Origin of the sequence: Streptomyces sp. NPDC001532 (assembly GCF_040298625.1) — a bacterium.
Lineage (GTDB): Bacteria > Actinomycetota > Actinomycetes > Streptomycetales > Streptomycetaceae > Streptomyces.
In genome coordinates, this window is sequence record NZ_JBEPAL010000032.1 from 14822 (window position 1) to 41247 (window position 26426).

Consider the following 26426-nt stretch of genomic DNA (forward strand, 5'->3'; position numbering starts at 1 on the left):
CCGGACCCCAGCACCGGCCCGTGCCGGGCGACCACGACACCAGCCCCCGCCCGGACCCCAGCACCGGCCCGTGCCGGGCGACCACGACACCAGCCCGTGCCCCAGCACCAGCACCGGCCCGTGCCGGGCGACCACGACACCAGCCCGTGCCCCAGCACCAGCACCGGCCCGGACCCAGCACCCAGCCCGTCCCCCGACCGCCGGGAAGATCCGCGCCCTCGCCGCTGTTGGGGAGGGCGTGGACACCGCACGTGAGGTCGAGGTTGTCGTCATAGGCGCCGGGCAGGCCGGGTTGGCCGGTGCCTTTCACCTGCGTCGGACCGGGTTCGAGCCGGGCCGTGACTTCGTGGTGCTGGACCACTCCCCCGGCCCGGGCGGCGCCTGGCAGTTCCGGTGGCCGTCGCTGACGTACGGCAAGGTGCACGGGATGCACGCGCTGCCGGGCATGGAGCTGACGGGGGCGGATCCGGCGCGGCCGTCGTCGGAGGTCATCGGCGAGTACTTCGCGCGCTACGAGGAGACGTTCGACCTGCGGGTGCGGCGTCCCGTCGATGTGCGGGCCGTCCGCGAGGGCCCGGACGGGCGGCTGCTGGTGGAGACCTCGGCGGGCACGTGGGCGACGCGGGCGCTGATCAACGCGACCGGCACCTGGGACCGCCCGTTCTGGCCGCGCTATCCCGGCCAGGAGGGTTTCCGCGGGCGGCAGTTGCACACCGCGCAGTACCCGGGGCCCGAGGAGTTCGCCGGGCTGCGGGTGATCGTGGTGGGCGGCGGTGCCTCCGGGACGCAGCATCTGCTGGAGATCGCGCCGTACGCGGCGGCCACCACCTGGGTGACCCGCCGGCCGCCGGTCTTTCGGGAGGGCCCGTTCGACGAGGGCGCGGGCCGCGCGGCGGTGGCGCTGGTCGAGGAGCGGGTGCGGCAAGGGCTGCCGCCGAGGAGTGTGGTGTCGGTCACCGGGCTGCCGCTGAACGACGCGATCCGGCGCGGCCTGGCGGACGGGGTGCTGGACCGGCAGCCGATGTTCGACCGGATCACCCCGGACGGGGTGGCGTGGCAGGACGGCAGGCGGGTGGCGGCCGATGTGATCCTGTGGGCGACCGGGTTCCGGGCCGCCCTCGACCATCTGACACCGCTCAGGCTGCGCGAGCCGGGCGGCGGTGTCCGGATCGACGGGACGCGCGCGGTCGCCGATCCGCGGATCCACCTCGTGGGCTACGGCCCGTCGGCGAGCACCATCGGCGCCAACCGGGCGGGGCGCTCGGCCGTGCGGGACATCAGGCGTCTGCTGGCCGGGGAGCCGGTCGCGGCGTGATGTCCCGTCGGCTCACGGCTGAGGGCTCCGGCTCTTCTGCTCGGCGTTGAACTCGGCCACGTTGCGCTCGTGCTCGGCGTAGTCGGCGGTGAAGCGGGTCTCCCCCGGTCTGACCGTGACGAAGTACAGCCAGTCGCCGGGCGTGGGGCTGATGGCGGCGCGCACCGCTTCCTCGCCGGGGTTGTCGATCGGCGTGGGAGGCAGACCCATGCGCTGGTACGAGTTGTAAGGGCTCTCGATGCGGGTGTCGTCCAGCGTGGTCTTCAGCGTGGCCCGGTTCAGCGCGTAGTTGATGGTGGAGTCCATCTGGAGGGGCATGCCGCGCTCCAGCCGGTTGAAGATCACCCGGGCCACCTTGCCCATGTCCTCCTTGGTGGCGGCCTCGGCCTGGACGATGCTGGCGATGGTGACGGCCTGGTAGACGTTCATGGCGTTGCGCTGTGCGCCGGCGGCGATCGGGGCGCCGTTGAACTTCTTGTTCGCGGTGTCGACCATCGAGGTGAGCAGCGCTTCGGGGGTGGTCTGCTCGGTGAGGGGATAGGTCGCCGGGAAGAGGTAGCCCTCAGGGTTGCCCTCGGCGTCGATCGGCAGCTTCAGATCGGCCTTGGTCAACGATTTCTTGGTGGTCCCCGGCGGCAGTTCGAGGATGTCGTCGACGGCTTCGTAGACCTGTCCGGCGCGCCAGCCCTCGGGAATGGTCAGGGACGTGGGCTTCTTCTCCTCCTCGTCCTGCAGGGTCAGCAGCGGCACCGCCACGGCGGTGCCGGCCACGACGGCTCCGGCCGCGATGAGGGCCAGGCGGCCCCGGCGCGTCAGTCGAATCGTGCTCCGTGACGGAGTGTTCATCTGCATGCGGGCACGGTAACCCGCATATCGTCACAATCCCGGCATATCTTCAGCTTGTCGGCTCGAGTTGGGCGTCCTGGCGGACCAGTGCCGCATAGCTGCCCTCCCGCGCCAACAGCTCCTCGTGCGTACCCCGTTCGACCGCGTGGCCGGAGTCGAGGACCACGATCTGGTCGGCGCCGCGGATGGTGGACAGGCGGTGCGCGATGGTGAGCGTGGTGCGGCCCGCCGAGAGCGCGTCGATCGCCTGCTGCACGGCGTGCTCGGTGCCGGTGTCGAGGGCGCTGGTCGCCTCGTCGAGGATCAGCACCGGCGGGTCGCGCAGGATGGTGCGGGCGATGGCCAGGCGCTGCTTCTCACCGCCGGAGAAACGGTGGCCGCGCTCGCCGACCACGGTGTCGTAGCCGTCGGGCAGGCCGGCGATGTGGTCGTGGATCTGTGCCGCGCGGGCCGCCGCGTGCAGCTCCTCGTCGGTGGCGTCCGGCTTGGCGAAGCGCAGGTTGTCGGCGACGCTCGCGTGGAAGAGGTACGTCTCCTGGGAGACGACGCCGACCGCGCGCGCGAGGGTATCGAAGTCCAGGTCGCGTACGTCGACCCCGTCGAGGGTGACCCGGCCGCCGGTCACGTCGTACAGCCGCGGCACCAGATAGCCGAGCGTGGACTTCCCGGCGCCGGTCGGGCCGACGATCGCGAGACTGCCGCCGGCCGGGACGGTCAGGTCGATGCCGTCGAGGACGGGGGCGCCCTTGCCGTCGTAGCGGAACTCCACGTTCTCGAAGCGGACCTCGCCGCGGACCTTGTCGAGGCGGACCGGGCGTTCCCGCTCGGTGATGTCGATCGGCAGGTCCAGATACTCGAAGATCCGCTGGAAGAGCGCGAGCGAGGTCTGGATCTGCACGCCGGTGCCGAGGAGGCTGACGGTCGGGCGGAACAGGCCCTGCTGGAGGGAGACGAACGCGACGATCGTGCCGAGCGAGACGTCCGGGCCGCCCATGGTCAGGGCGAGGCCGGCGGTCCAGTAGATGACCGCGGGCAGGGCGGCCATGACGATGGTGATGACCGCCATCCGCCAGCGGCCCGCCATGTTGGCCCGGACCTCCAGGTCGACCAGGCGCTCCGACTCGTCCCCGAAGGACTTCGTCAGCGACTCGGCGCGACCCATGGTGCGGCCGAGCAGGATCCCGCTGACGGACAGCGACTCGGTGACCGTGGCCGCCATCGTGGCCATCTGCTTCTGGCGCTGGGTGGTGATCTTCCGGCGTTCGTTGCCCACGCGGCGGCTGATCCACACGAAGACCGGCAGCAGGAGCAGCGAGACCACGGTCAGCCGCCAGTCCAGGGCGATCATCGCGACGATCGTGGCGATCACGCCGGTGAGGTTGGAGACCAGCGAGGTCGCGGTGGAGGTGACGGTCGCCTGCATGCCGCCGATGTCGTTGGCGATGCGGGACTGGACCTCGCCGGTGCGGGTGCGGGTGAAGAAGGCGAGCGACATGCGCTGGAGGCGGCCGTAGACCGCGGTGCGCAGGTCGTGCATGACGCGCTGGCCGACGGTGGTGGAGATCAGGGTCTGCAGCACGCCGAAGACGCTCGTCAGGACGGCGCTGAGGATCATGCCGAGGGCGAGCAGGGTGAGCAGGCCGGTGCGCTGCTGGGGCAGTGCGACGTCGAGGATCGCCTTCAGCAGGAACGGGGTGGCGACCGAGACCACCGAGGAGGCGCCGACCAGCAGGCCGACGATGGCGAGGCGGCCGCGGTAGGGGCGGAAGAGCGCGAGGATGCGGCGCACCTGCCGGGGCTGTTCCTTGGCGTCGGCGGGCGGGCTCCAGGCGGGTTCGTTGTCGGGGTGCATGGGCTCCTACGGAGGTGGGCGGCGAGCCGGACGGGGGCGGCCCGCCGGGACGATTGAGGATCGTAGCTCATTGTTACCTATACTCACAATGAACGGCATCCTGATATTGTTCCCGTATGACCACCCCCGATCCGGACGCTCTGCTCGCCGAGCAGCTGCTGCGGCTGACCCGCCGGGTGCACCGCATCCAGAAGCGTCATCTGGAGCAGCGCGGCCTGGGCATCACCCCGGCCCAGTCCCGGCTGCTGCGCACCCTCGCGCACTACGGCTCGCCGCCCCGCATGGCGGATCTGGCCGAGCGCCTGGAGGTCGTGCCGCGGGCCGTGACCACACTGGTCGACGGGCTGGAGGCGCACGGAAAGGTGCGCCGGGTGCCGGATCCGGCGAACCGCCGGGTGATCCGCATAGAGCTGACGGACGACGGCCTCAAGGCGCTGGGCGAACTGCGCGGAGCGCGACTGTCGGCGGCGGACGAGATCCTGGCGCCGCTGACGGGGGATCAACGGGAGGTGCTCGCGAGTCTGCTGGACACCTTGGTGGACGGCGGCGCCGAGCGGACCTGCTGAGAGGCCCGCCGGCCCGCCCATCGCCCATCGCCCATCGCCCATCGCCCATCGCCCATGGGGCCGAGCGGATCTGCTGAGTGGTCCGCCCGCCCGGTGGGCCGCGCCGGGCCCACCGGGTGGGGGCTGTGGCTGTCCGTGCGCCGCCGCCTCTGCCTGCCGCTGCTGCGCTTCAGCAGGCCAGGCGGTCCTCCGTGAGCACACCCTGCTCCGTCCTCAGCGTGCGGTCGTGACAGCCCGCCGAGCCGTACAGCCGGTAGCGCTCGCTCGTGATGCCGACGGCGTGCCGCTGGTCGCGCGGCACGTTCACGGTGTAGGTGGCGTCGCCGGTGTAGGTGTCGTCGAGCCGTGACCACGCGGTGCGCCGGCCGTCCCGCGTGACTACGGCCGTCGCCCGGTCGCCCAGCGTCAGCACCGTGCGCAGCCGGTCCGCCGCGCCGAGGGTGGTGGTGCCGTCCATGGTGTACGTCCGCTGGATGCGCGTCGTCCGGGCCGGTCCGCGTCCGTCGACGGTCACCGTCTCGCCGTCCGTCCACTCGGCGTCGAGCGCGTCCACGCTCTCGCCGTCGGTCCAGCGATGCGCGGAGGTGTGCCCGAGCGCGCGGCGGACGGTGGTGGCGACCCGGCCGTGCGAGGTGTCGACGTACCCGGCGACGGTCAGCCGGTGCGCACCGCGGGTGTCCACCCGGTGCTCCGGCCCCGGGCCCGGTGTGTACGCCGAGGAGTTCGTCCGCTCGCCCGCCTCGTGCACGGTGAGCGCTCCCGGCACATGGGCGCGCCTCTCGTCCTGCCAGACCAGGACGTTGACGGGCGTGCTCCAGCCGGGGCGGCCCTCGGGCACCCCGGCGACGGAGACGTCGACCCGGTGCGGGCGGCCGTCGTTGAGGAGTCCGGCGAAGGGAGTCAGGTCGTAGGTGATCGGCTTGATGTCGAAGGCGCGCGGGCCCGGGACGACGTACCAGAGGAACGGGTTGGACCAGCCGCCGGTCCACACGGTCGGGAACGGCGCGGCAATTCCGGCCAGTTGTCCGTCGACCCGGATCTCCACCTCCCGGTAGGGGCCGCCGTCGGCCTGGCAGGAGTACGGCGCGGCGGGCGGCACCGTCAGATACCAGTACTCCTCGCAGCCGCCTCCGGAGCCGGTGGCGTACACCTCGGCGACCACGCGTTCGCTGTTGCGGGGAGTGGTGAGGGTGGAGGCGCCGGTGAGGGTGAGGACGCGGTCCGGTGTGCCCTGGTCGACGGGTGCGCTGGCGGAGGGGTCGAGCTGTGCGGCGGGTGGGACGGGCCCGGCGGCGTAGAAGGTCAGGGTCACCGTGACGTCGATGACGCCCGTGTAGGTGTCGTCGACGACGTTGCCGATCAGCATCTCGACGTCCTGGGCGCGGCGGAGGGTGTCGCTGTAGCGGGTGACGTCCTTCTCCACCGACCACGCGATGCCGTCGGGCGACGGCTGCGGGGTCGAGGTGCGCAGGATCTCCACGCCGCCGACGCTCAGATGCCCCAGACGGTCGTACTGCCGCCCCTTGACCGTGCCGTCGAGGCGCAGCACGACCTTGCTCCAGCGGTCGCCGCACCCTTTGGGCGGGGTGTAGGTGCCGCGGTACGGCGTGAAGTCGCGGAACCGCGCCTCGGCGAGGGTGATGTCGCAGGACTTCGTGTCCGGCCTGGCGACGGGCGGGGCGGCGGTGACGGGGTCGTGCCAGTCGGTGCCGAACTCGGCCGGGACGTCCGCCGCTTCGGCGGGTGCGGTGCCCAGCAGGGTGCCCGCCAGGAGGGTCGCCCCTGTGAGCATGGACATGATAAAGCGTGGTCTCATGGCGGGAGTTCTACGGCGGTTCGGCCGCGGCGGCAATGAGGCACCCGGCCGCGGGTTGCCGATTCTGTGCGGTCGCGTGGAAAACCGTTTGCTATCGGCCAGGCGGTGACGCGAACCTTTCACGGTTTGCTCTCGCAGTTCACCCCCTGACACGAGCCACTGGGACGTCATGCAGATCCAAGACCTTCCGTATCCCGACCCGGGTGTGCCGGACGCGCGCTCGGGGCCCCGATTCCTCTGGTGGCTCGGCCGGAACCAACTGGGCGGCCAGCTGAAGTCGCTGGCCTGGGGCCTGTTGCACTTCCTCTCCGTCTCCGCGCTGCCCTTCTGCGTCGGCTTCGCCGTCCAGGCCGTCGTCGACCGCTCCGGCTCCCGGCTCGCCCTCGCGGGCGGGCTGCTCGCGCTGTGCGGCATCGGCGTCGCCGTCGGCGACACCTTCCTGCACCGCGCCGCCGTCACCAACTGGATCACCGCCGCCGCCCGCGTCCAGCAACTGCTCGCCCGCAAGGCCGCACAGCTCGGCTCGGCGCTGACCCGGCGGGTCGCGGCCGGCGAGGTCGTGGCCGTCTCCACCGGCGACGTGGAGAAGATCGGCTGGTTCGTGGAGGCCGTGTCCCGGTTCACCGCGGCCGCCGTCACCGTCGTCCTGGTCGCCGTCGGCCTCGTCGTCTACCAGCCCACGCTCGGCGTGGTGGTGGCGGTGGGCCTGCCTGTGCTGGCACTCGCGGTGCTGCCGCTGCTGCCCCGCGCCACCCGCCGGGCCGACGTCCAGCGCGAGAAGGCCGGACGGGCCACCGAGCTGGCCTCCGACACCGTGGCCGGGTTGCGGGTGCTGCGCGGCATCGGCGGCGAGGAACTGTTCCTCGACCGCTACCGCCGCGCCTCCCAGGAGGTCCGCCACGCGGCCGTGCGCAGCGCCCGGATGTGGTCGCTGATCTCGGCGATCCAGGTCCTGCTGCCCGGACTGCTGCTCATCTCGGTGGTCGTGTACGGCGTCCATCTCGCCCGCGACGGCCGGATCACCGTGGGCCGGACGGCTCACCGCCGTGGTGTGCGGCGACCCGGACGCGGCGGGACGGCTGGCCGAGCGGCTGGGCGGGCACGCCTCCGAGGCCGGCACGTCCGTGCTGCTCGGCGACGTACCGCTGGACGAACTGCCGCTGGACACCGCGCGGACGGCCGTCCTCGTCCAGGACAAGGACCCGGTGCTGCTCTCGGGCACCCTGCGCGAACTCCTCGACGTACCCGCCTCGGGTGCGGTCGGCGCCGCCCAGGCGCTGTCGGCCGCGCAGTGCGAGGACGTGCTGGCGGCGCTCGCGCAGGGCTCACTGGCCGCCGAGGACCCGATGGACGCGCGGATCACCGAACGCGGCCGGTCCCTCTCGGGCGGCCAGCGCCAGCGGCTCGCGCTGGCCCGGTCACTCGTCACCGACCCGCAGGTGCTCGTCCTGGACGAGCCGACCTCCGCCGTCGACTCGCACACCGAGGCACGGATCGCGGAGGGCCTGCGAAGCCTGCGCGACGGCCGCACGACCGTCGTGTTCACCTCCTCGCCCCTGTTGCTGGACCGCGCTGACCAGGTGGTCCTGGTGCACGAGGGCCGGGTCGCGGCGGTCGGACCGCACCGCGTGCTGGTGCACGAGGACCCGCGGTACCGCGCGGTGGTGACCCGCGAGACGGACGAGGAGCAGGCCGCCACCGCCGAGCAGCAGGCCGCCACCGCCGACGCCCGGCTGAACCAGCTCGACGACATCAACGACCTGAGCCGGCTGAACCAGCTGAACAAACTGGATGAACTGGACGAACTGGACCGACTCGAAGAGATCGAGGAGACCGCATGATCGGCGTGGCGCCACCGGCGTACGACCCGGCGGCCCCGACGACGGCGGAGACCCTGCCCGTCGGCGCCCCCGCGACCGTCCGCGCCTACGTGACCGAGCTGTTCCGCCGGCACCGGCGTGCCTTCCTGCTCCTCATCGGCGTCAACACCGTCGCCGTGGTGGCCTCCATGGCCGGCCCCTACCTGCTGGGCGGGCTCGTCGAGCGCGTGTCCGACCAGGCCCGCGAGCTGCACCTGGGCCTCACCGCGTCGCTGTTCGTCGCGGCACTGGTCGTCCAGGCCGCGTTCGTACGCGAGGTACGGCTGCGCGGCGCGACGCTCGGTGAACGAATGCTGGCCGATCTGCGCGAGGACTTCCTCGTCCGCTCGGTCGGGCTGCCGCCGGGCGTGCTGGAGCGGGCCGGCACCGGCGATCTGCTCTCCCGCATCACCACCGACATCGACCGGCTCGCCAACGCCATGCGCGAGGCCGTGCCCCAGCTGGCGATCGGCGTGGTCTGGGCCGCGCTGCTGCTCGGCGGACTGGTCGTCACCGCACCGCCGCTGGCCGCCGCGGTGCTGCTCGCCCTGCCGCTGCTGGTGGTCGGCTGCCGCTGGTACTTCCGCCGGGCACCCTCCGCCTACCGGTCCGAAGCCGCCGGGTACGCCGCCGTCGCCGCCGCGCTCGCCGAGACCGTCGACGCCGGACACACCGTCGAGGCGCACCGGCTCGGCCGGCGCCGCGTCGCGCTCTCGGAGCAGCGGATCCGCGAGTGGACGGCCTGGGAGCGCTACACGCTGTGGCTGCGGTCGGTGCTCTTCCCGGTCATCAACCTCACCCATGTGACGGTCCTCGGCTCGGTGCTCATGGTCGGCGGAGTGTTCGTCCTGGAGGGCTGGATCGGGGTGGGGCAGCTGACCACCGGCGCACTGATCGCCCAGATGCTGGTCGACCCGGTCGGACTGATCCTGCGCTGGTACGACGAGCTCCAGGTGGCCCAGGTGTCGCTGGCCCGGCTGGTCGGCGTCCGCGACATCGAGCAGGCCACCGGGGACGACTCCGTGCGACCCGACGGGCGGGACGTCCACGCCGACCGCGTGCACTTCGGCTACCGCGAGGGCGTGGACGTCCTGCGCAAGGTGTCCCTGGAGGTCGCCCCCGGCACCCGGCTGGCCCTGGTGGGCCCCTCGGGCGCGGGCAAGTCCACCCTGGGCCGGCTGCTCGCCGGGATCTACGCGCCCCGGGACGGCCGGATCACCCTGGGCGGCGCCGAGCTTTCCCGGATGCCCGCCGAGCGGGTCCGCTCCCATGTGGCCCTGGTCAACCAGGAACACCACGTCTTCGTGGGCTCCCTGCGCGACAACCTCCTGCTCGCCCGCACCGACGCCGAGGACGCGGAGCTGTGGGCGGCGCTCGGCGCGGTGGACGCGGACGGGTGGGCACGCGCCCTGGACGAGGGCCTGGACACCGAGGTCGGCTCGGGCGGGCTCGCGCTCACCCCGGCGCAGGCCCAGCAGATCGCGCTGGCCCGGCTGGTGCTGGCCGACCCGCACACGCTGGTGCTGGACGAGGCGACCTCCCTGCTCGATCCACGCGCCGCCCGCCATCTGGAACGGTCCCTGGCCCGGGTCCTGGACGGCCGCACCGTCGTCGCCATCGCCCACCGCCTGCACACCGCCCACGACGCCGACGTCATCGCCGTCGTCGAGGACGGCAGGATCAGCGAGATGGGCAGCCACGCGGAGCTGGTCGCCGCGGACGGCGCGTACGCGGCGCTGTGGAGGTCCTGGCACGGCTGAGACACGGGTGCGTGACGACGGCCGGTGTCCGCCGGGCAGCCCTCGGACGGACGTCGGCCTCGGCACGGCACGGCGGCGGATTCGCACTGTGGGGCAGGCCGGTACCGCGAGCGGACACCTGCCTCTGCCGGGGGCAGCGGCGGATCCGGGGTGTGGGGCTGGTGCCGCGTGTAAACACCGGCGAGCCTCGGCCCGACGCAGCGGCGGAATCGCGGTGTGAGGCTGGTGCCGCGAGCGGACACCGGCGAGCCCCGGCCCGACGCAACGACGGAATAGCGGTGTGAGGCTGGTGCCGCGTGTGGACACCGGCGCGCCTCGGCCCTCCGCAGCGGCGGAGCCACCGTGTCGCCTCCGCTAAACGCAAGCTGACACCGGCCCCGCGGCCAGGCCCGGCGCGACTTCACGGCGTCGGGCCGGCGCCGCGAACGGACAGCGGCCTCGGCCCGACGCAGCAGCGGATCCACGGTGCAGGGCCGACACCGCGACGGACACCGGCGAGCCCCGGCCCTCCGCAGCGGCGGAACGACGGAACCGCCGTGTCAGGCCCGCGCCGCAAGCTGACACCGGCCTCTCGGACCGGCACAGCGGCGACTCCACGGTGTCGGGCCGGCCCCGCGAGCGGACGGCCGTGACGGTCACGCCGGCGCCGGCGCGGACGCCTTGGGGCGGCGGTTCCGGCGCCGTCCTCACAGCCGCAGGCGCTCGCCGGCTTCGGCGCGGACGCGTCGGAGTGGCGGTTCCCGCGCCGTCCCCACAGCCGCAGGCACTCGCCGGCTCCGGCGCCGACATCGGCGTTCGGTCCCAGCGCGACCGCAACCTCAAGCGCAGCCACGACCAGAGCCTCATCCGCCACCACCGAGCCGCGACCGGCGCCCGGTGCACCCACCCCGGCCCGTTGCCGTTGCGCGGTGCCGAACAGGGATGGAAGGCTGGATATCGGAGGTACCGGCTCGGGGGCGCGCCCGCAGTCCGTGGCGGGCGGGGCCTGTGCCCCCGGCACGGACGGTCGCGGTCCACCGCCCACCATGGTGGGGCCGACCCCGTCCCCACTCCCTGGAGGTACCTGTGAACAGCGCCGACGGATGGGGAGACGACGTCTATCAGCCCGACGCGTCCGACCAGCGCGAGGACACCGGGCTGCTCGACTCGGAGGACACCCTCGAACGCGACGGTGTCGACGATCCCCTCGACCGGGGCTGGTCCCCTCCTGAGCGGCCGTGGGCCGTGGAGCACACCGGTGTGACGGCGGCCGAGCGCCACGCCGGCGAGACCCTGGACCAGCGGCTGGCCGAGGAGCAGCCCGAGCTGGCCGTGCCGGACGGCGACGACCTCGGCGACTGCTCGGGCACCGACGGCGAACTGCTGGACAACGAGGTCGGCGCCGCCCGCTCGGGCCGTCTCGTCGCCCCCGACGAAGGCGTGCACGAGGACGAGGAGAGCGCGCTCGTCGCCACGGACGTCGGTATCGACGGCGCCGCCGCCTCCGCCGAGGAGGCCGCGATGCACATCGTCGACGAGGACGCCCTGTCCGGCTGACCCGGCCCCCACCGGACCCACTTCCCTGCCCCCGCCCCCGCCCCCTCCCTCGCCCCACCTGGAGCATCCATGCAGCAGGACAAGCACCCCGAGTACCACCCCGTCGTCTTCCGCGACCGGGCCGCCGGTTACGCCTTCCTGACCCGGTCCACCGCGAGCAGCGAGCAGACCATCGAGTGGGACGACGGCGAGACCTACCCAGTCGTGGATGTGGAGATCTCCTCGGAGAGCCACCCCTTCTACACCGGAAAGGCCCGCACCGTGGACACGGAGGGCCGCGTCGCCCGCTTCGAGCGGCGCTACGGCGAGGGGACGCGGGAGAGCTGAACCGGCCGGGCCGGCGCGGCCCACGGAACCGGTCCGCCTCAGATGACGTTGAGCGCGGCCGCGCCGCCCACTCCCCCGAGCAGCATGAACGCCGGCATCAGCACCTTGAGCTCGACCCAGCTGCCCGCGCGGAACCGCATGGCCTTCGGCGGGCCCACCGGGTACCAGCGCTTGCGGCCCACCGGGATCGGCCACAGGATCGGGCAGCCGGACACGGTCAGCGCGTCCCCGATGTCGTGCACCAGTGCGCCGAGCACCACCGGCAGCCCCAGCCACAGGTACTCCTGGCCCGGTGCCGTGAACAGCCAGTCCGAGCCGTTGCCCGGCTTGTCCAGCACTCCGGCGATGATCCACGCGCTGGTCGCGGCGAGCAGCCAGACCAGGACGTCGCTGCTGGAACCACGGGTCGCCCGCCACAGCAGGCCTTCGATCGCCAGCACCATGTGCACGAAGAGGATCGCCAGCACCGCCCAGCGCTCGCCGGTGATCGCCAGCGCCGAGGTGCCGCCGCCGATCAGCGCCGCCCACAGCCAGGTGTGCGTGAGCGTGCGGTGCCCGCCGGAGCGACGCGGGTCGCCCTGCTTCTTGGTGGCCTTGTAGACGGCGTACGACAGCTTGTCGACGATCTCGCACACGCCGCGCGAGACCGGGCCGAAGGCTCGGGAGATGGTCGCGGCCTTGTGGTCGAGGTCCGGGGCGAGTGCGGCGCCGGCGCAGATCAGCGCTCCGGCCAGCAGGACCGGCCAGGGCATGGGGTGGCCGGCGGCGGTGGTGGCCGCTCCGACGCCGAGCCAGGCCGCGGCACCGGAGAGTGAGTGTGCTGGTCCCATCATCGCCGTTGCCCGCCCCGTTCCTCGTGTGCCGCTGTCCAGTTGACCCCGCGCGGCGACGCCGCGTCGGCGACACAGCGTAGCGTTCGTGATCTTCGGGTCGGCATCCGATTCCCGCATCGGGTCGCGGGGCAGGCAAGATGGGGGCGTGACCCTCATCGATCGTCTCCCGCCGACCGCCGACCCCGACGCCCTGTACGAAGCCTTCGAGTCGTGGGCTCAGGAGCGCGGTCTCACGCTCTACCCCCATCAGGAGGAGGCGCTGATCGAGGTGGTCTCGGGGGCGAACGTGATCGTGTCGACGCCCACCGGGTCCGGCAAGAGCATGATCGCCGCCGGTGCCCACTTCGCCGCGCTGGCCCGGGACGAGGTCACCTTCTACACCGCCCCGATCAAGGCGCTGGTCTCGGAGAAGTTCTTCGAGCTGTGCAAGCTCTTCGGCACCGAGAACGTCGGCATGCTGACCGGCGACGCGTCCGTCAACGCCGACGCCCCCGTCATCTGCTGCACGGCCGAGGTGCTGGCCTCCATCGCGCTGCGCGACGGCAAGCACGCGGACGTCGGCCAGGTCGTCATGGACGAGTTCCACTTCTACGCGGAGCAGGACCGCGGTTGGGCCTGGCAGATCCCGCTGCTGGAGCTGCCGCAGGCGCAGTTCGTGCTGATGTCGGCCACGCTCGGCGACGTATCGATGTTCGAGAAGGACCTCGCGCGGCGCACCGGCCGCCCGACCTCGGTGGTCCGCTCGGCGACCCGCCCGGTTCCGCTCTCCTACGAGTACCGCCGCACGCCGCTCACCGAGACGCTGACCGAACTGCTGCAGACCCAGCAGGCGCCCGTGTACATCGTGCACTTCACCCAGGCGCAGGCGGTGGAGCGGGCTCAGGCGTTGATGAGCATCAACATGTGCTCGCGCGAGGAGAAGGAGCGGATCGCCGAGCTGATCGGCAACTTCCGCTTCACCACCAAGTTCGGCCGCAACCTCTCCCGTTACGTGCGGCACGGCATCGGTGTGCACCACGCCGGCATGCTGCCCAAGTACCGGCGTCTGGTGGAGAAGCTGGCGCAGGCCGGTCTGCTGAAGGTCATCTGCGGCACCGACACGCTCGGCGTCGGCGTCAACGTGCCCATCCGCACGGTGATGTTCACGGCGCTCACCAAGTACGACGGCAGCCGGGTGCGCACGCTGCGCGCTCGCGAGTTCCACCAGATCGCGGGCCGCGCCGGTCGGGCCGGCTTCGACACGGCGGGCTTCGTCGTCGCCCAGGCGCCGGAGCACGTCATCGAGAACGAGAAGGCGCTCGCGAAGGCGGGCGACGACCCGAAGAAGCGCCGCAAGGTGGTCCGCAAGAAGGCGCCCGAGGGTTTCGTGGCGTGGTCGGAGGACACCTTCGAAAGGCTGATCGGCTCCGAGCCGGAGCCGCTGACGTCCCGTTTCCGGGTGACGCACACCATGCTGCTGTCGGTGATCGCGCGGCCCGGCAACGCCTTCGAGGCGATGCGGCACCTGCTGGAGGACAACCACGAGCCGCGCAAGCAGCAGCTGCGGCACATCCGGCGCGCGATCGCGATCTACCGCTCGCTGCTGGACGGCGGCATCGTCGAGAAGCTGGACCAGCCGGACGCCGAGGGCCGGATCGTGCGGCTCACCGTGGACCTCCAGCAGGACTTCGCGCTGAACCAGCCGCTGTCCACGTTCGCGCTCGCGGCGTTCGAGCTGCTGGACCCGGAGTCGCCGTCGTACGCACTGGACATGGTGTCCGTGGTGGAGTCCACCTTGGACGACCCGCGGCAGATCCTCGCCGCCCAGCAGAACAAGGCGCGCGGCGAGGCGGTGGCCGCGATGAAGGCGGACGGCGTCGAGTACGAGGAGCGCATGGAGCGGCTCCAGGACGTCACCTACCCCAAGCCGCTGGAGGAGCTGCTCTCCCACGCGTACGACACCTACCGCAAGAGCCACCCCTGGGTCGGTGACCATCCGCTGTCGCCGAAGTCGGTCATCCGGGACATGTACGAGCGGGCGCTGTCCTTCACGGAGCTGGTGTCCCACTACGAGCTGGCCCGCACCGAGGGCATCGTGCTGCGGTACCTGGCGAGCGCCTACAAGGCCCTCGACCACACCGTCCCGGACGATCTGAAGTCCGAGGACCTTCAGGACCTGATCGAATGGCTCGGCGAGATGGTCCGCCAGGTCGACTCCAGCCTGCTCGACGAGTGGGAGCAGCTGGCCAACCCGGAGGAGATGACCGCCGAGGAGGCCCAGGAGAAGGCCGACCAGGTCAAGCCGGTCACCGCCAACGCGCGTGCCTTCCGCGTCCTGGTGCGCAACGCGATGTTCCGGCGGGTCGAGCTGGCCGCGCTCGACCAGGTCGTGGAGCTGGGCGAGTTGGACGCCGAGGCCGGCTGGGACGCCGATGCCTGGGGCGAGGCGATGGACAAGTACTGGGACGAGTACGAGGAGCTGGGCACCGGCCCGGACGCCCGTGGTCCCAAGCTGCTGCTGATCGAGGAGGAGCCGCAGAACGCCCTGTGGCGCGTGCGGCAGATCTTCGACGACCCGAACGGCGACCACGACTGGGGCATCAGCGCGGAGGTCGATCTCACGGCCTCCGACGCGGAGGGCCGTGCCGTGGTCCGTGTCACCGACGTCGGCCAGCTGTGAGCACAGGAGAAAGGCACCCATGACGAACCCGGCCGAGAGACTGGTCGACCTGCTCGACCTGGAGCAGATCGAGGTCAACATCTTCCGTGGCCGCAGCCCCGACGAGTCGCTGCAGCGGGTCTTCGGCGGCCAGGTCGCCGGCCAGGCGCTGGTCGCCGCCGGGCGCACCACGGAGGGCGACCGCCCGGTGCACTCGCTGCACGCGTACTTCCTGCGCCCGGGCCGGCCGGGCGTGCCGATCGTGTACCAGGTGGAACGGGTCCGCGACGGGCGGTCGTTCACGACCCGCCGGGTCACGGCCGTGCAGCAGGGCCGCACGATCTTCAATCTCACCGCCTCCTTTCACCAGCCTGAGGTAGGGAGCTTCGAGCATCAGCTGCCGCCGGCCCGGAAGGTTCCGGACCCGGAGTCCCTGCCGACGGTCACCGACGAGATCCGTGAGCATCTGGGCGCGCTGCCCGAGCAGTGGGAGCGGATGGCGCGTCGCCAGCCCTTCGACATCCGCTATGTGGACCGGTTGCGCTGGACGCCTGAGGAGGTCCAGGGCGCCGAGCCGCGCAGCGCGGTGTGGATGCGGGCGGTCGGGCCGCTGGGCGACGATCCGCTGGTGCACACCTGCGCGCTGACCTACGCCAGCGACATGACCCTGCTGGACGCCGTCCGTATCCCCGTGGAACCGCTGTGGGGGCCGCGGGGCTTCGACATGGCCTCTTTGGACCACGCGATGTGGTTCCACCGGCCGTTCCGCGCCGACGAGTGGTTCCTGTACGACCAGGAGTCGCCGATCGCGACGGGCGGCCGGGGACTGGCGCGCGGGCGGATCTACGACCTGGAGGGGCGCCTGCTGGTGTCCGTCGTCCAGGAAGGGCTGTTCCGAGCGCTGTAGCTGCGCAGCGCGCCCCCTCAGGTGCTTGTGCGGCGCAGCCACGCCATCAGGCCGCGCCGCCGCTCCGTCCGCGACGCCGGTGGCGCCTCCGGCCGACGAGCATCCGGTCGACGTGCATCGGGCCGGCGGCCATCCGGGCGCCGGTGCGGACGCGGCGCGGTGCCTGGTGCCGTCTGCCGGGGTGCCGGGCGCGGGGCGGGTCGCGCGGTGCGGGCTTCTTCGAGGGCGCGGGTGAGGTCGGCCCGCAGCCAGCCGATCTCGTCGGGGTCTTCCGCCGTCGTGATCCGCTCGGCGAGCTGGGCGGCCGGTGAGTCCGGCAGGCCCTGGGCCGGAGGATCGGGTCGGAACCGGTGCAGGTGGGCGCGTTCGTAGGGGTCCTTGACGAGTTCGGCGATCCGCACCGGGTCGAGCAGGGCCGCGACGGCCCCGGCGCGCTCCCAGGGGTCGTCGGCCATGCGGAGCAGGAATCCGAGATGGCGGCCCCGCCAGTTCCGGGGCCGCAGGTCCAGGCCGGCGGTCAGCCGGTCCCGCAGGTTCTCCGGTGTGCGCCCCTTCATCAGCGGGGCGTTCCTCTCGTCCGCGGCGAACTGACGGAGCTCTTCGGCCAGATAGAGCCAGACCACGGTCCGGTAGCGGTTCACGTAGAAGCGCACCGGCACCACCAGCCCCAGGCGGGCGAGGCGGGTGAACCTGGGCTCCGTCACTCCCATGACGGCCGCCGCCTCCCGGGTGCCCACGGTCCGCAGGCCGTCCAGGAACGCTTCGGGGAAGCCTTCCGTCGCACGCAGCCGGTCGATCTCGGCGCGGGTCACCCGGCGGCCTCCACCGCCTTCGTCGGGCACCGTCCGGATGCGGCCCAGGTGGACCGCCAGATCGAACTCGCTGCGCTTCAGGCCGAGTTCGCGGGCGGCCCGGCCCGGCGCCCAGGTGAGGTGGCTCGATGGCGCGCTGGTCTTCCCTGACATGGTCGTCTCCCCCGTGGAGTGCCGAGCTCACGCTGTGTGCGTTCGCGGTCACACCAACGTAGCCGCTCCGGCCGACATCCTGGCGAGCCTGTGGACAACTCCGTGGGAGATGACGAACGTGCAGGTCAGAGGTCGACGGCGGGCGATCGCTCCGGGTGGCGGGCGTCCACGCCGAGGTGCTCGCCGACCCGGTTGACGAGCAGTGTCATCTCGTAGCCGATCTGGCCGATGTCGGCCTCAGCGCCGCTGAGCACGCACAGACAGCTGCCGTTGCCCGCCGCGGTGACGAACAACACCGCGTCGTCGAACTCCACCATCGTCTGGCGGACGCCCCCCGCGCCGAAGTGCCGTCCCGATCCCTTGGCCAGGCTGTGCAGTCCGGACGCGACGGCGGCCAGATGCTCGGCGTCCTCCCGCCGCAGTCCCGTGCTCGCGCCCGTCACCAGTCCGTCGTTGGACAGGACGAGCGCGTGCCGCACATGCTCGACGCGCTGCGTCAGGTCGTCCAGCAGCCAGCCAAGTCCCCGGTTCTGCGCCATGATCCGGTCTCCCCGTGTGATGTCCCTCCCCCCTGGCCGGGGGAGATCTCCCCGTCAGCCTTCCCCAGGACCGCCGTGCGGGCAAGGAGGATGGGAGGCATGGCACAGAAGATGACCGACACGGAATGGCGGGAGTTCGTCACGCACGGCACCCGCACCGGCAAGCTCGCGACCGTGCGGGACGACGGGAGTCCGCATCTGGCGCCCGTCTGGTTCCTGCTGGACGGGGACGAGGTGGTGTTCAACACCGGCAAGGGCACCGTGAAGGGCCGCAACCTGGCCCGCGACGGCCGGGTCGCCCTCTGCGTGGACGACGACCGGGCGCCCTTCGGCTACGTGGTGCTGCGGGGCCGCGCCCGGCTGTCGGAGGACCTGGAGGAGGTGCGCCGCTGGGCGACCCGGATCGCGGCGCGGTACATGGGCGAGGAACACGCCGAGGAGTACGGGGCGCGCAACGGTGTGCCCGGTGAGCTGCTGGTTCGGGTCACGATCGACAAGGTCCTCGCGGAGAAGGGCGTCGCCGACTGACTCCGGCCGCCGTCTCCTCGGCGGGCGGGTCGGCCGCCATCTCATTGGCTGGCGGCCGGCCACCGTCTCCGCGGCCGGCGGGCCGGTCGCCGTCTCCTCGGCGGGCGGCCCGTCCGCCGAGGAGGGCCGGTCAGCCGACTGAGTCCAGCAACCGCGCGGTGTGCATCCGCCCGGCGTACTCGACGAGCCGGATCAGCACCTCCTTGCCCGAGTCGCGGTCGCGGGCGTCGCAGAGGACGACCGGGGTGCCCTGGTCGAGGTCGAGGGCGCGCGAGACGTCGTGGGCGCTGTAGGAGCGGGCGCCCGCGAAGCAGTTGACGGCCACCACGAACGGGATGTGCCGGTGCTCGAAGTAGTCGACCGCGGGAAAGCAGTCCTCCAGGCGGCGGGTGTCGGCGAGGACCACGGCGCCGAGGGCGCCCTGCGACAGTTCGTCCCACAGGAACCAGAAGCGGTCCTGGCCGGGGGTGCCGAACAGGTACAGGGACAGCCCCGAGCGGATGGTGATGCGGCCGAAGTCCATGGCGACGGTCGTCGTGACCTTCTGGTCCACGCCGTCGGTGTCGTCGACCAACTGGCCTGCCTGGCTGAGCAGTTCCTCGGTGCGCAGCGGACGGATCTCGCTGACCGCGCCCACCAGGGTCGTCTTGCCCACGCCGAACCCTCCGGCGACCAGTATCTTCAACGCCAGGGCGGTGCTGTCGTCGCCTTGGGCGTCCCAGTTCTCGGAGACCATCGATCACTTCTCTCGGGTGTGACGGCACCGGTCGACGTTCGCGACCGACCTTCTACAGCGCTCGCAGTCCATCGATCACCTCGCGCAGGATCCGTTCGTCGGGCAATTGCGCGGGCGGTACCGGCCGGCTGACGGTGACGCAGCCGAGTTCCAGCAGATCGCCGAGGAGCACCCGGACCACGCCGACGGGCAGGTCGGCGCCGGCGGCGAGTTCGGCCACCGACTGGGTCTCGGGGCGGCACAGCGCGATCAAGGCCTGGTGTTCAGGTCCGAGCGCGCTGTCGTCGTCGAGTCCGGGCGCGCCCGGGTCGAGGGTGACGAGGGCGATCAGGTCGAAGTGGACCCCGTGGGGTCCGGGTTCGGTGCGTCCGCCCGTCATGGCGTAGGGACGCACCAGGGGCCCGGCCTCGTGGTCGTACCACTGGCTGCCCGGCTCGCGCGGGGCTCCCGTAGTGTCCTCGGTCATCGCGGCGGTCCGCCCTTCCGCGTCAGCCCGCGGCGGGCGGCCGGGCGGCGACGCGCGGTGGCGTGTAGAGGTGCTCACCGACGCGTTTGACCAGTCGCGCCATCTCGTACGCCACCAGGCCGATGTCGGCGGTCACGGCGGTGAGGACGGCGAGGCAGGAGCCGTCGCCGGCGGCGGCGACGAACAGGAAGCCGTCGTCCATCTCCACCATGGTCTGGCGGACCCCGCCGGCGCCGAAGTGCCGGCCGGCGCCCTTGGCGAGGCTGTGGAAACCGGAGGCGACGGCGGCGAGGTGTTCGGCGTCCTCGCGGCCGAGTTCGCTGGAAGCGCCGACGGCGAGTCCGTCGTTGGAGAGCACCACGGCGTGCCGTACCTCGCGCACCCGCAGGACCAGGTCGTCCAGCAGCCAGTCGAGTTCGCCGGATCGCTGCGGGGCTCTCATGCTCGGGTCCTGGATCATGCGGGGTCTCCTTCGCTGCTGTCGCGGCCGGGCGCCGCGGCGGGGGCGGCGCCGCGGCCGGGTCGCCGGCCGCCACCGCGGGCCCATCCGTCGCGGTAGGCCGTCATACGGTCCCGGACGAGTTCGGGGGTGCGCCGGTCGTCGCCGGGCGGCGCGGGTGACCGCGCCGGTTCCTCGGGGCGCCGGTCGCGCAGTTGGGGCGCGAGATGGGTCTGCCGTACGCGGCGTGGGAGGTCGCCGTCGGGCGGGTCGGAGGGGCGGTGCAGGCGCAAGGCGGTGACTCCCGGGGGCGGGGGTTCGGGGGCGGGCTCCGTCGCGGTCGGGGCGGGGCCGCCGGGAGCGGGGGCCACGAGTGCGGGCCGGTCGGCCGGGAAGGGGACGGCGTGCACGGGCGCCTCCTGCGGTCGGGGGCCTCCCTGGAGGGGCGCGTACGCACGTTCCGCGGTCTGCTCGGCGGCGGCGGGCTCGCCGGGGGACCGTTCCGGCGGGGCGCTGTGCAGCAGCGCGGTCGGCAGCAGGACGACGGCCGTGGTGCCGCCGTAGGGGGAGGTGCGCAGGTGCACCTTGATGCCGTGCCGGGCGGCGAGCCTGCTGACCACGAAGAGGCCGAGCCGGTCGCTGTCGAACAGGTCCAGCGCCTCGGACTGCTCGATCCGCCGGTTGGCCTCGGCCAGCGTCTCTGGGCCCATGCCCAGGCCGCGGTCCTCGACCTCCACGGCGTAGCCGTTGCCCACGGGTTCGCCGGTGACCCGCACGCGCGTGTGCGGGGGCGAGAACTGGGCGGCGTTCTCGATGATCTCGGCGAGGAGGTGGGTGAGGTCGGCGACTGCGGCGCCGGCGACGGACGCCGCGGGGAGCTGGCGTACCTCCACGCGCGCGTAGTCCTCGACCTCGGAGACGGCGGCGCGGACCACGTTGGTCAGGGACACCGGCATGCGCCAGGCCCGGCCGGGGGCCGCGCCGGAGAGGATGATCAGGCTCTCGGCGTGCCGCCGCATCCGGGTGGTGAGGTGGTCCAGCCGGAACAGGTCGCTGAGTTCGCCCGGGTCCTCCGAGCGGCGTTCCATGCTGTCCAGGAGGCTCAGCTGGCGGTGGACCAGGACCTGGCTGCGGCGGGCGAGGTTGACGAAGACGCCGGAGATGCCGCTGGCGAGTTCGGCGCGTTCCACGGCGGCCCGCAGTGCCGCGCGGTGCACGGTGTCCAGGGCCTCGGCGACCTGTCCGGTCTCGTCGTCGGCGGCCGGTCCGGGCGGTGCCTCCGCGCGGATGTCGATCTCCTCGCTGGCCCGCAGTCTCCGCATCGCCTCGGGCAGTTTGCGGCGGGCGATCTCCAGGGCGCTGTTGCGCAGGCTGACCAGTTCGACGACGAGTCCGCGGCCGATCCGGACGGAGATGACGAGGGAGGCGGCGACGGCCGCGAGGCCGAAGAGGACCGCGGCTCCGGCAGGGGTGAGCAGACCTCGGGTGAACGGGTCGGCGCGGTCCGCGACACCGCGGGCCGCGTCCCGCTCGATGGCGCGCATACCGTCCCGCACGCGCGCGTGGGCCTGTTGCCAGGTGGTCTCCGGCGCCGCGGCGACGGCCCTGGCGCCCGCGCTGCTGGACAGCACCCGGTCCTCGGCGCCGGCAACGGCCGTGTAGTCGGCGTCCTCGGCGAGGCGCAGCCATGCGGCGCGTTCGGCGCCGCTGAGGTCGGCGACGGCGGTCTCGGTGAGGGTACGACGGGTGTCGACGGCGCCGGTGAACAGCCGCAGCCGCTCGCCCGTGAGGCCACCGGCGAGTCGCGCGGACGTGAGTAGCACGTCCTCCTGGGCCAGTGCCTCACCGGCGCGGGAGAACTCCAGCAGCACGCGCGCGTCGGAGCCCAGTTGGGCGTCCTGGACACCGGTGAGCGCTCCGCCGACGCCGAAGGCGGTGGCGATGGTGGCGGTGTAGCGGCGGTACGTCTCGTTCCAGCCGGTGCGGCGGTCGAGTACGGCGGTGCGCAGCGGCCGCAGTTCCTCGGCGCTGTGGATCAGGGCGACGAGGCGCTGGGCGACCTGGTGGGGCAGTTCCTGGCCGTCGGCGACGGTGCCGTCCTCGCCGAGGCGCAGTTTCGCCACCGCGCGGTCGGTGTGCGCCGCGAGGCGTTCCAGTTCGCCGCTGCCGGCGGCCGACGGTTCGGTCGCGTGGCGCACGGCGGCGACGCGCTCTGCCTGGAGGGCGGCGACGGCGTTCGCGACGGGCGTCCGGACCTCGGCGTCGACGCGCTGCAACTGGCGCAGCCGGGAGACGTCCTGGGCGGTGGTGACGGTGGCGTACGCCCACAGGGCCAGCAGGGACACGACGGGCACCATCAGCAGGCAGACGATCTTGGCGCGGACGGTGCGCGGCCGGATCCGCCAGCGTTCCCGGGGTGCGGGGGCGCGGTCGGCGGGGGTGCCCGGGTCGTCGTCGGGGCGCTCGTCGGCCGGGGGCCCGGCGTGCGCGCGGCGTCCGCGGACGGTGGGCGCCGGCGGCCGCTCGCCGCCTGCTGTCGGGGTCCTACGGGGTGTACGCATGGCCTCCTCGCTCGTCAGGGTGTGGGGCGGGCCGGTTCGGGGGCGGGCCGGGAGGTCAGCGGACGGCGGCGCCGACCGGCCGCTGGGCGGAGGCGGACGCCTCGCGCTCCCCCGCCGTCGGCGACAGGGCGACGAAGGCCGAGGTGAGGAAGAGATAGGACCCGAGGCCGACGGCGAGGGGGAAGACGAACTGCATCGCCGTGGCCCCGGGCAGGAGCTCGCCGGAGGGCGTGACGCGCACGCGCACCGCGAGCATGCCGGTGTAGTGCATGCTGCTCACCGCGGCACCCATGACGAGCGAGGCGACGGTGACCGCGACGGGTGCCTGGATGTTGAGCGCCGCCCACAGGGCCGCCGTCGCCGCGACGACGGCGATCAGCACGGAGAGGGCGACGAGCAACGGGTCGTAGGTGACGTCGCCGTGCAGCCGTACGGCGGCCATGCCCAGGTAGTGCATGCTCGCGACGCCCAGTCCGGTGGTGAGCCCGCCGAGCAGGAGCGCGCCGACGCGGTCACGGCCGTAGCCGACGGCGAAGACGCCGGCGCAGACGACGACCATGGCGACCAGCAGGCTGAGCACGGTCAGCGGCACGTCGTAGCGGATCTCGGTGCCGCTGACGCTGAAGCCGAGCATGGCCACGAAGTGCATGGTCCAGATGCCGGTGCCGATGGCGGAGGCCGCGGTGATCAGCCAGTTGCGGCGCGAGCGGCCGGTGGCGGCGAGGGCCCGCACGGTGCAGCGCAGTCCCAGCGCGGCACCTATGCAGGCCATGGCGTACGACAGCACGGGGGTCAGCCAGCCGAAGGCGGCGTGGTCCAGGTGTCCCATGGCCCCGGGACGCTAGTCGGGGCAGGGGCGCACAAAGGGGGCGCATTTCGAAAGGTGCTGGAATATGACGCACAGATGTTCCTGAACGATCGCGTCCCGCTCGAACATGTGCGGAGAGACGTCATCCGTGTCGGTGAGGGATCATGTGGAACATGAGCGACGACCGCACGCACGTCCAGGAGTTCTTCGGCGCCCGCGCCGCCGACTGGGACCGCCGGTTCCCCGACGACGGCCCCGCCTACTCGGCCGCGGTCGCCGAACTCGGTCTGCGCGCGGGTGACCGTGTCCTGGACGCGGGCTGTGGCACCGGCCGCGCCCTGCCACCGCTGCGGGCGGCCGTCGGGGCCTCGGGAGTGGTGCTCGGTGCCGATCTGACTCCGGCGATGCTGGAGGCCGCCGTGCGGGCCGGCCGGGACCGGGACGGGCGGCTGCTGCTCGCCGACGTGGCCGCGCTGCCGCTGCGGACGGGGTCGCTGGACGCGGTCTTCGCGGCGGGCCTGGTCTCGCACCTGTCCGAGCCGGAGACCGATCTGCGGGAGCTGGCCCGGGTGGTGCGCCCCGGCGGCCTGCTCGCCCTGTTCCATCCGATCGGCCGTGCGGCGCTCGCGGCGCGGCAGGGACGGCAGATCACCCCGGACGACCTCCGCGCGGAGCCCCGCCTGCGCCCGCTGCTGGCCGGTGCGGGGTGGCGGATGACGTCATACGTCGACGAGGACGCCCGCTTCCTGGCCCTGGCCGTGCGGGAGGGCTGAGCCGTCACGGCCGCCCGGCGACCGCGGCCGCGAAGGCGTCGGGACGGTCGAACATCACGTTGTGACCGGCGCCCGGCACGGTCACCACGCGCACTCCGGCGGCCTCCAGGTCGCGCCTGCCGTCGAGTTCTCCGCTGAGCTCGCCCTGCAGATACACGCGCTCGACGGGCAGCTCCGTCAGGAGGGCGCGCATCATCGGTCGTGAGCCCCGGCGCAGGCCCACGGCAGTGCGGTGCAGGGCGCGCGGGTCCGTCAGCCGCATGGTCGCCGCCCACGTGGGCCCCGCCTTCTCCAGCACGCGCGCGAAGCCTCGGGCGACGAAATCGTCCTCCTCGTAGGCGGCGATGCCGCTGCTGCCCGCGGTGGGCGGCGGGAAGGCGTCGAGGTTGGCCTCCGTGAGCACCAGCCGGGAGACGAGATCGGGCCGCCGGTGGGCCAGCACCAGGGCGACGGCTCCGCCCATACTGTGCGCGATCAGCTCCGCACCGGCCACGGCCGCGGCGTCGAGCGCGGCCGCCAGGGCGTCGGCGTGGTCCTCCAGGCGGTACCCGAAGCCGGCGGGCCGGTCGCTGAGGCCGTGCCCCGGAAGATCGACGAAGAGACTGCGCCGGCCCGCGAGTTCCGGCCGGGCGGCGACATGGGCGTGGTAGGCGGCCGAGGCGGCTCCCAGGCCGTGGACGTACACCCGCGCGGGTTCCGCACCGGGCGTCTCCGTCCACCGGATACGACTGCCCTCGCTGTCGAACTCGGCTTCCCGCATGGTGCCCCCTCCGTTTGATCTCTCGCACGCAGCCGTCGTCATCGGCACGCTCCAGGAAGATACATCGAAACCGAGGTATAGAGAAGCAGATGTATTACTGGGCGCGGGTACAGAGATTCGGATGTACAGCGAACGTGCGCGAGAATGCGGGCATGCTGGAGCTCGCCATCCTCGGATTTCTCTACGAAGCGCCGCTGCACGGCTATGAGCTGCGCAAACGCATCGCGGCACTGGCCGGGCACGTGCGGCCGGTCGCGGAGAGCACGCTCTACCCGGCGATCAAGCGCCTGGAGCAGGCGGGCCTGCTGGAGCGCACCACGGAGCCCGGCGCGGTGGCCGCTCCCCGGCACGTGCTGTCCCTGACCGACGCGGGCGGACGGGAGCTGCGCCGTCGGCTCGCCGAACCCACGCAGCGCGACATCACCGACGAGAACCGCTGGTTCACGGTGCTCGCCTTCCTGCGCCACCTGGACGACGCCGACGCCCAGGCGGCCGTCCTGCGACGCCGGCTGGCCTTCCTGGAGGAGCCGGCGAGCTTCTTCTACGACGGTGACCGGCCGCTGTCCGCCGAGGAGTTGGACGACCCGTTCCGGCGCGGCGTGCTGACCATCGCGCGGGCCACGTCCCGCGCGGAACTCAGCTGGCTGCACACCACCTTGGCGTCACTCGGCGGTTGACCCGCCCAGGTGCCGCACGGGGCAGCCGCGGACACCAGGAGTGGGCCAGGTGCCGAGGTCGGCCACCTGATAGCCGTCCGGGTAGCCCTTGATCTCCCAGTTCTGCCGGGCGAAGTGCGGGGCGCGGCGCGGCGGCAGCAGCCGGACGGCGCGCCCACGCAGCCGTACCGCGCGGCGCACCAGCGCGCGGGCGGCGGGACTCGGCGCGGGGTAGCGGAAGGCGCGCAGCAGCGAGTCGTCGAGCAGGGCGAGGGTGGTGGTGCGCAGGAGCGGGGCGAGCGGGCCCGGATACCAGGAGGCCATCAGGTCGAGCGTGGCGTCCGAGACGCGCCGCGCGTCCCGGTCCCAGGCGAAGTGGGCGGCCTCGTAGTCGTCGAGGCAGCTCTCGAACTCCTCGTAGGTCCCGGGGATGTCCTTGATGCCCATGTACCGGCCCAGGGTGCCGTAATGCACGGTGGAGGCGACGATCTCGTGCCGGGAGAGCCGGCGCCACCCGTAGGCGTCGATCCACCGCCGGGGCATCACGACGAAGGTGCACAGCACGTAGCGCATGTCGTCGTCGCTGATGTCGTACGAGCGGTGCATCTGGTTGATGCGGCGGATCGCCGTGCGGCCCGGAGTGCTGTCGAAGCCGTGCTCCACGACCGCGTCGAGCAGCAGTGAGGTGTCGTCGTAACGCTTCTGCGTGCGGTCGGTCAGTTCGGCGGTCTCGGCGAGCAGCCGGCCGATGCTCGGCACGGCGTAGGTGCGGTAGAGGGCCAGTTCCAGGGCCCGGGTGAAGTCCCAGGGGAACTCGTAGGCCGAACTGAGCCGGTAGATGGCCGTCGCTTCCTTGTACGGGTCCATGCGCCGGATCTGCTCCAGCCGGTCGAAGCGCTTCACCGCGCCCTCCCCCTTCTGTCGCCGGAGCTCCAACTCT

The 26426-nt window shown here is 72.7% G+C and carries 23 protein-coding genes and 1 pseudogene; 11 read left to right on the forward strand and 13 right to left on the reverse strand.

Translation table 11 applies throughout. The features are described 5' to 3' along the window. Positions 1 to 238: 238 nt before the first annotated feature. Positions 239 to 1315, forward strand: coding sequence for an NAD(P)-binding domain-containing protein (locus tag ABT232_RS26190; protein WP_351844107.1), 1077 nt, complete (start codon positions 239 to 241; stop codon positions 1313 to 1315). 12 nt (positions 1316 to 1327) lie between these two features. Here the strand turns inward: ABT232_RS26190 and mltG are convergent, their stop codons facing one another. Then, positions 1328 to 2167 carry an endolytic transglycosylase MltG gene (gene mltG, locus ABT232_RS26195; RefSeq protein WP_351844109.1) on the reverse strand — a complete coding sequence of 280 codons (840 nt, stop codon included), beginning with the start codon at positions 2165 to 2167 and terminating at the stop codon, positions 1328 to 1330. Positions 2168 to 2210: 43 nt separating this feature from the next. After that, positions 2211 to 4013, reverse strand: a complete 1803-nt coding sequence (locus ABT232_RS26200) for an ABC transporter ATP-binding protein (protein ID WP_351844111.1) — start codon at positions 4011 to 4013, stop codon at positions 2211 to 2213. A gap of 116 nt (positions 4014 to 4129) precedes the next feature. Between ABT232_RS26200 and ABT232_RS26205 the strand changes: the two genes are divergently transcribed. Beyond that, entirely contained in the window at positions 4130 to 4579 is a 450-nt protein-coding gene (locus ABT232_RS26205) for a MarR family winged helix-turn-helix transcriptional regulator (protein ID WP_351844113.1), read from the forward strand. A gap of 169 nt (positions 4580 to 4748) precedes the next feature. Here ABT232_RS26205 and ABT232_RS26210 read toward each other — a convergent pair whose 3' ends face one another. Then, positions 4749 to 6395 (reverse strand): peptide-N4-asparagine amidase, encoded by a 1647-nt coding sequence (locus tag ABT232_RS26210; RefSeq protein WP_351844115.1) that lies wholly within the window; start codon positions 6393 to 6395, stop codon positions 4749 to 4751. 169 nt (positions 6396 to 6564) lie between these two features. On the opposite strand from ABT232_RS26210, the pseudogene ABT232_RS26215 reads away from it, so the two are divergent. The 4 genes and pseudogenes from ABT232_RS26215 to ABT232_RS26230 all read left to right on the forward strand — a co-directional run bounded on the left by ABT232_RS26215 (position 6565) and on the right by ABT232_RS26230 (position 11877). Continuing rightward, a pseudogene (locus ABT232_RS26215) lies at positions 6565 to 8236 on the forward strand (ABC transporter transmembrane domain-containing protein). Further along, positions 8233 to 10014 carry an ABC transporter ATP-binding protein gene (locus ABT232_RS26220; protein WP_351844117.1) on the forward strand — a complete coding sequence of 594 codons (1782 nt, stop codon included), beginning with the start codon at positions 8233 to 8235 and terminating at the stop codon, positions 10012 to 10014. The pseudogene ABT232_RS26215 and the gene ABT232_RS26220 overlap by 4 nt, the downstream one beginning before the upstream one ends. Positions 10015 to 11079: 1065 nt before the next feature. After that, a complete protein-coding gene (locus tag ABT232_RS26225) occupies positions 11080 to 11550 on the forward strand; it encodes a DUF5709 domain-containing protein (protein ID WP_351844119.1) in 471 nt (156 codons plus the stop codon). A gap of 69 nt (positions 11551 to 11619) precedes the next feature. Continuing rightward, positions 11620 to 11877: a type B 50S ribosomal protein L31 gene (locus ABT232_RS26230; protein WP_351844121.1), complete on the forward strand. Its 258-nt coding sequence runs from the start codon at positions 11620 to 11622 to the stop codon at positions 11875 to 11877. A gap of 38 nt (positions 11878 to 11915) precedes the next feature. Here the strand turns inward: ABT232_RS26230 and ABT232_RS26235 are convergent, their stop codons facing one another. Continuing rightward, complete coding sequence (locus tag ABT232_RS26235; protein ID WP_351844123.1) at positions 11916 to 12710, reverse strand: metal-dependent hydrolase; 795 nt, start codon at positions 12708 to 12710, stop codon at positions 11916 to 11918. A gap of 145 nt (positions 12711 to 12855) precedes the next feature. Here ABT232_RS26235 and ABT232_RS26240 point away from each other — a divergent pair, with 145 nt between their 5' ends. Together ABT232_RS26240 and ABT232_RS26245 are read left to right on the forward strand one after the other, a co-directional pair. Next, entirely contained in the window at positions 12856 to 15369 is a 2514-nt protein-coding gene (locus tag ABT232_RS26240; protein ID WP_351844125.1) for a DEAD/DEAH box helicase, read from the forward strand. Between the two features lie 19 nt (positions 15370 to 15388). Beyond that, a complete protein-coding gene (locus ABT232_RS26245) occupies positions 15389 to 16255 on the forward strand; it encodes an acyl-CoA thioesterase (RefSeq protein ID WP_351844127.1) in 867 nt (288 codons plus the stop codon). A gap of 17 nt (positions 16256 to 16272) precedes the next feature. On the opposite strand, the gene ABT232_RS26250 is transcribed toward ABT232_RS26245, so the two are convergent. Both ABT232_RS26250 and ABT232_RS26255 read right to left on the reverse strand, forming a co-directional pair. Then, positions 16273 to 17220, reverse strand: a complete 948-nt coding sequence (locus ABT232_RS26250) for a DUF6397 family protein (RefSeq protein ID WP_351844129.1) — start codon at positions 17218 to 17220, stop codon at positions 16273 to 16275. A gap of 125 nt (positions 17221 to 17345) precedes the next feature. After that, complete coding sequence (locus ABT232_RS26255) at positions 17346 to 17759, reverse strand: roadblock/LC7 domain-containing protein (protein WP_351844131.1); 414 nt, start codon at positions 17757 to 17759, stop codon at positions 17346 to 17348. A 99-nt stretch (positions 17760 to 17858) separates the two neighbouring features. Between ABT232_RS26255 and ABT232_RS26260 the strand changes: the two genes are divergently transcribed. Beyond that, positions 17859 to 18287: a PPOX class F420-dependent oxidoreductase gene (locus ABT232_RS26260; protein WP_351844133.1), complete on the forward strand. Its 429-nt coding sequence runs from the start codon at positions 17859 to 17861 to the stop codon at positions 18285 to 18287. 130 nt (positions 18288 to 18417) lie between these two features. Here ABT232_RS26260 and ABT232_RS26265 read toward each other — a convergent pair whose 3' ends face one another. From ABT232_RS26265 to ABT232_RS26285, 5 genes are read right to left on the reverse strand one after another with little or no spacing between them, the layout of a single operon-like run. Further along, positions 18418 to 19023 (reverse strand): GTP-binding protein, encoded by a 606-nt coding sequence (locus ABT232_RS26265; RefSeq protein ID WP_351844135.1) that lies wholly within the window; start codon positions 19021 to 19023, stop codon positions 18418 to 18420. Between the two features lie 52 nt (positions 19024 to 19075). Further along, entirely contained in the window at positions 19076 to 19489 is a 414-nt protein-coding gene (locus ABT232_RS26270; protein ID WP_351844137.1) for a DUF742 domain-containing protein, read from the reverse strand. Between the two features lie 22 nt (positions 19490 to 19511). Next, positions 19512 to 19949, reverse strand: a complete 438-nt coding sequence (locus ABT232_RS26275; protein ID WP_351844139.1) for a roadblock/LC7 domain-containing protein — start codon at positions 19947 to 19949, stop codon at positions 19512 to 19514. Continuing rightward, positions 19946 to 22489 carry a sensor histidine kinase gene (locus ABT232_RS26280; RefSeq protein ID WP_351844141.1) on the reverse strand — a complete coding sequence of 848 codons (2544 nt, stop codon included), beginning with the start codon at positions 22487 to 22489 and terminating at the stop codon, positions 19946 to 19948. The genes ABT232_RS26275 and ABT232_RS26280 overlap by 4 nt, the downstream gene beginning before the upstream one ends. A gap of 55 nt (positions 22490 to 22544) precedes the next feature. Continuing rightward, entirely contained in the window at positions 22545 to 23318 is a 774-nt protein-coding gene (locus ABT232_RS26285) for an MHYT domain-containing protein (RefSeq protein ID WP_351844143.1), read from the reverse strand. 152 nt (positions 23319 to 23470) lie between these two features. Here ABT232_RS26285 and ABT232_RS26290 point away from each other — a divergent pair, with 152 nt between their 5' ends. Beyond that, entirely contained in the window at positions 23471 to 24070 is a 600-nt protein-coding gene (locus tag ABT232_RS26290; RefSeq protein ID WP_351844145.1) for a class I SAM-dependent methyltransferase, read from the forward strand. Between the two features lie 4 nt (positions 24071 to 24074). On the opposite strand, the gene ABT232_RS26295 is transcribed toward ABT232_RS26290, so the two are convergent. Continuing rightward, a complete protein-coding gene (locus tag ABT232_RS26295; RefSeq protein WP_351844146.1) occupies positions 24075 to 24830 on the reverse strand; it encodes an alpha/beta fold hydrolase in 756 nt (251 codons plus the stop codon). A gap of 152 nt (positions 24831 to 24982) precedes the next feature. On the opposite strand from ABT232_RS26295, the gene ABT232_RS26300 reads away from it, so the two are divergent. Then, positions 24983 to 25507, forward strand: a complete 525-nt coding sequence (locus ABT232_RS26300; protein WP_351844148.1) for a PadR family transcriptional regulator — start codon at positions 24983 to 24985, stop codon at positions 25505 to 25507. Here ABT232_RS26300 and ABT232_RS26305 read toward each other — a convergent pair. Next, on the reverse strand, positions 25493 to 26389 hold the full coding sequence (locus ABT232_RS26305; protein ID WP_351844150.1) for an oxygenase MpaB family protein: 897 nt from the start codon (positions 26387 to 26389) through the stop codon (positions 25493 to 25495). The genes ABT232_RS26300 and ABT232_RS26305 overlap by 15 nt on opposite strands. Positions 26390 to 26426: the final 37 nt, after the last annotated feature.

Coding starts and splice junctions, on each gene's coding strand:
- mltG (WP_351844109.1), bottom strand. CDS start 2,167: ATGCAGATGAACACTCCGTCACGGAGCACGATTCGACTGACGCGCCGG.
- ABT232_RS26200 (WP_351844111.1), bottom strand. CDS start 4,013: ATGCACCCCGACAACGAACCCGCCTGGAGCCCGCCCGCCGACGCCAAG.
- ABT232_RS26205 (WP_351844113.1), top strand. CDS start 4,130: ATGACCACCCCCGATCCGGACGCTCTGCTCGCCGAGCAGCTGCTGCGG.
- ABT232_RS26210 (WP_351844115.1), bottom strand. CDS start 6,395: ATGAGACCACGCTTTATCATGTCCATGCTCACAGGGGCGACCCTCCTG.
- ABT232_RS26220 (WP_351844117.1), top strand. CDS start 8,233: ATGATCGGCGTGGCGCCACCGGCGTACGACCCGGCGGCCCCGACGACG.
- ABT232_RS26230 (WP_351844121.1), top strand. CDS start 11,620: ATGCAGCAGGACAAGCACCCCGAGTACCACCCCGTCGTCTTCCGCGAC.
- ABT232_RS26235 (WP_351844123.1), bottom strand. CDS start 12,710: ATGATGGGACCAGCACACTCACTCTCCGGTGCCGCGGCCTGGCTCGGC.
- ABT232_RS26245 (WP_351844127.1), top strand. CDS start 15,389: ATGACGAACCCGGCCGAGAGACTGGTCGACCTGCTCGACCTGGAGCAG.
- ABT232_RS26250 (WP_351844129.1), bottom strand. CDS start 17,220: ATGTCAGGGAAGACCAGCGCGCCATCGAGCCACCTCACCTGGGCGCCG.
- ABT232_RS26255 (WP_351844131.1), bottom strand. CDS start 17,759: ATGGCGCAGAACCGGGGACTTGGCTGGCTGCTGGACGACCTGACGCAG.
- ABT232_RS26260 (WP_351844133.1), top strand. CDS start 17,859: ATGGCACAGAAGATGACCGACACGGAATGGCGGGAGTTCGTCACGCAC.
- ABT232_RS26265 (WP_351844135.1), bottom strand. CDS start 19,023: ATGGTCTCCGAGAACTGGGACGCCCAAGGCGACGACAGCACCGCCCTG.
- ABT232_RS26270 (WP_351844137.1), bottom strand. CDS start 19,489: ATGACCGAGGACACTACGGGAGCCCCGCGCGAGCCGGGCAGCCAGTGG.
- ABT232_RS26275 (WP_351844139.1), bottom strand. CDS start 19,949: ATGATCCAGGACCCGAGCATGAGAGCCCCGCAGCGATCCGGCGAACTC.
- ABT232_RS26280 (WP_351844141.1), bottom strand. CDS start 22,489: ATGCGTACACCCCGTAGGACCCCGACAGCAGGCGGCGAGCGGCCGCCG.
- ABT232_RS26285 (WP_351844143.1), bottom strand. CDS start 23,318: ATGGGACACCTGGACCACGCCGCCTTCGGCTGGCTGACCCCCGTGCTG.
- ABT232_RS26290 (WP_351844145.1), top strand. CDS start 23,471: ATGAGCGACGACCGCACGCACGTCCAGGAGTTCTTCGGCGCCCGCGCC.
- ABT232_RS26295 (WP_351844146.1), bottom strand. CDS start 24,830: ATGCGGGAAGCCGAGTTCGACAGCGAGGGCAGTCGTATCCGGTGGACG.
- ABT232_RS26300 (WP_351844148.1), top strand. CDS start 24,983: ATGCTGGAGCTCGCCATCCTCGGATTTCTCTACGAAGCGCCGCTGCAC.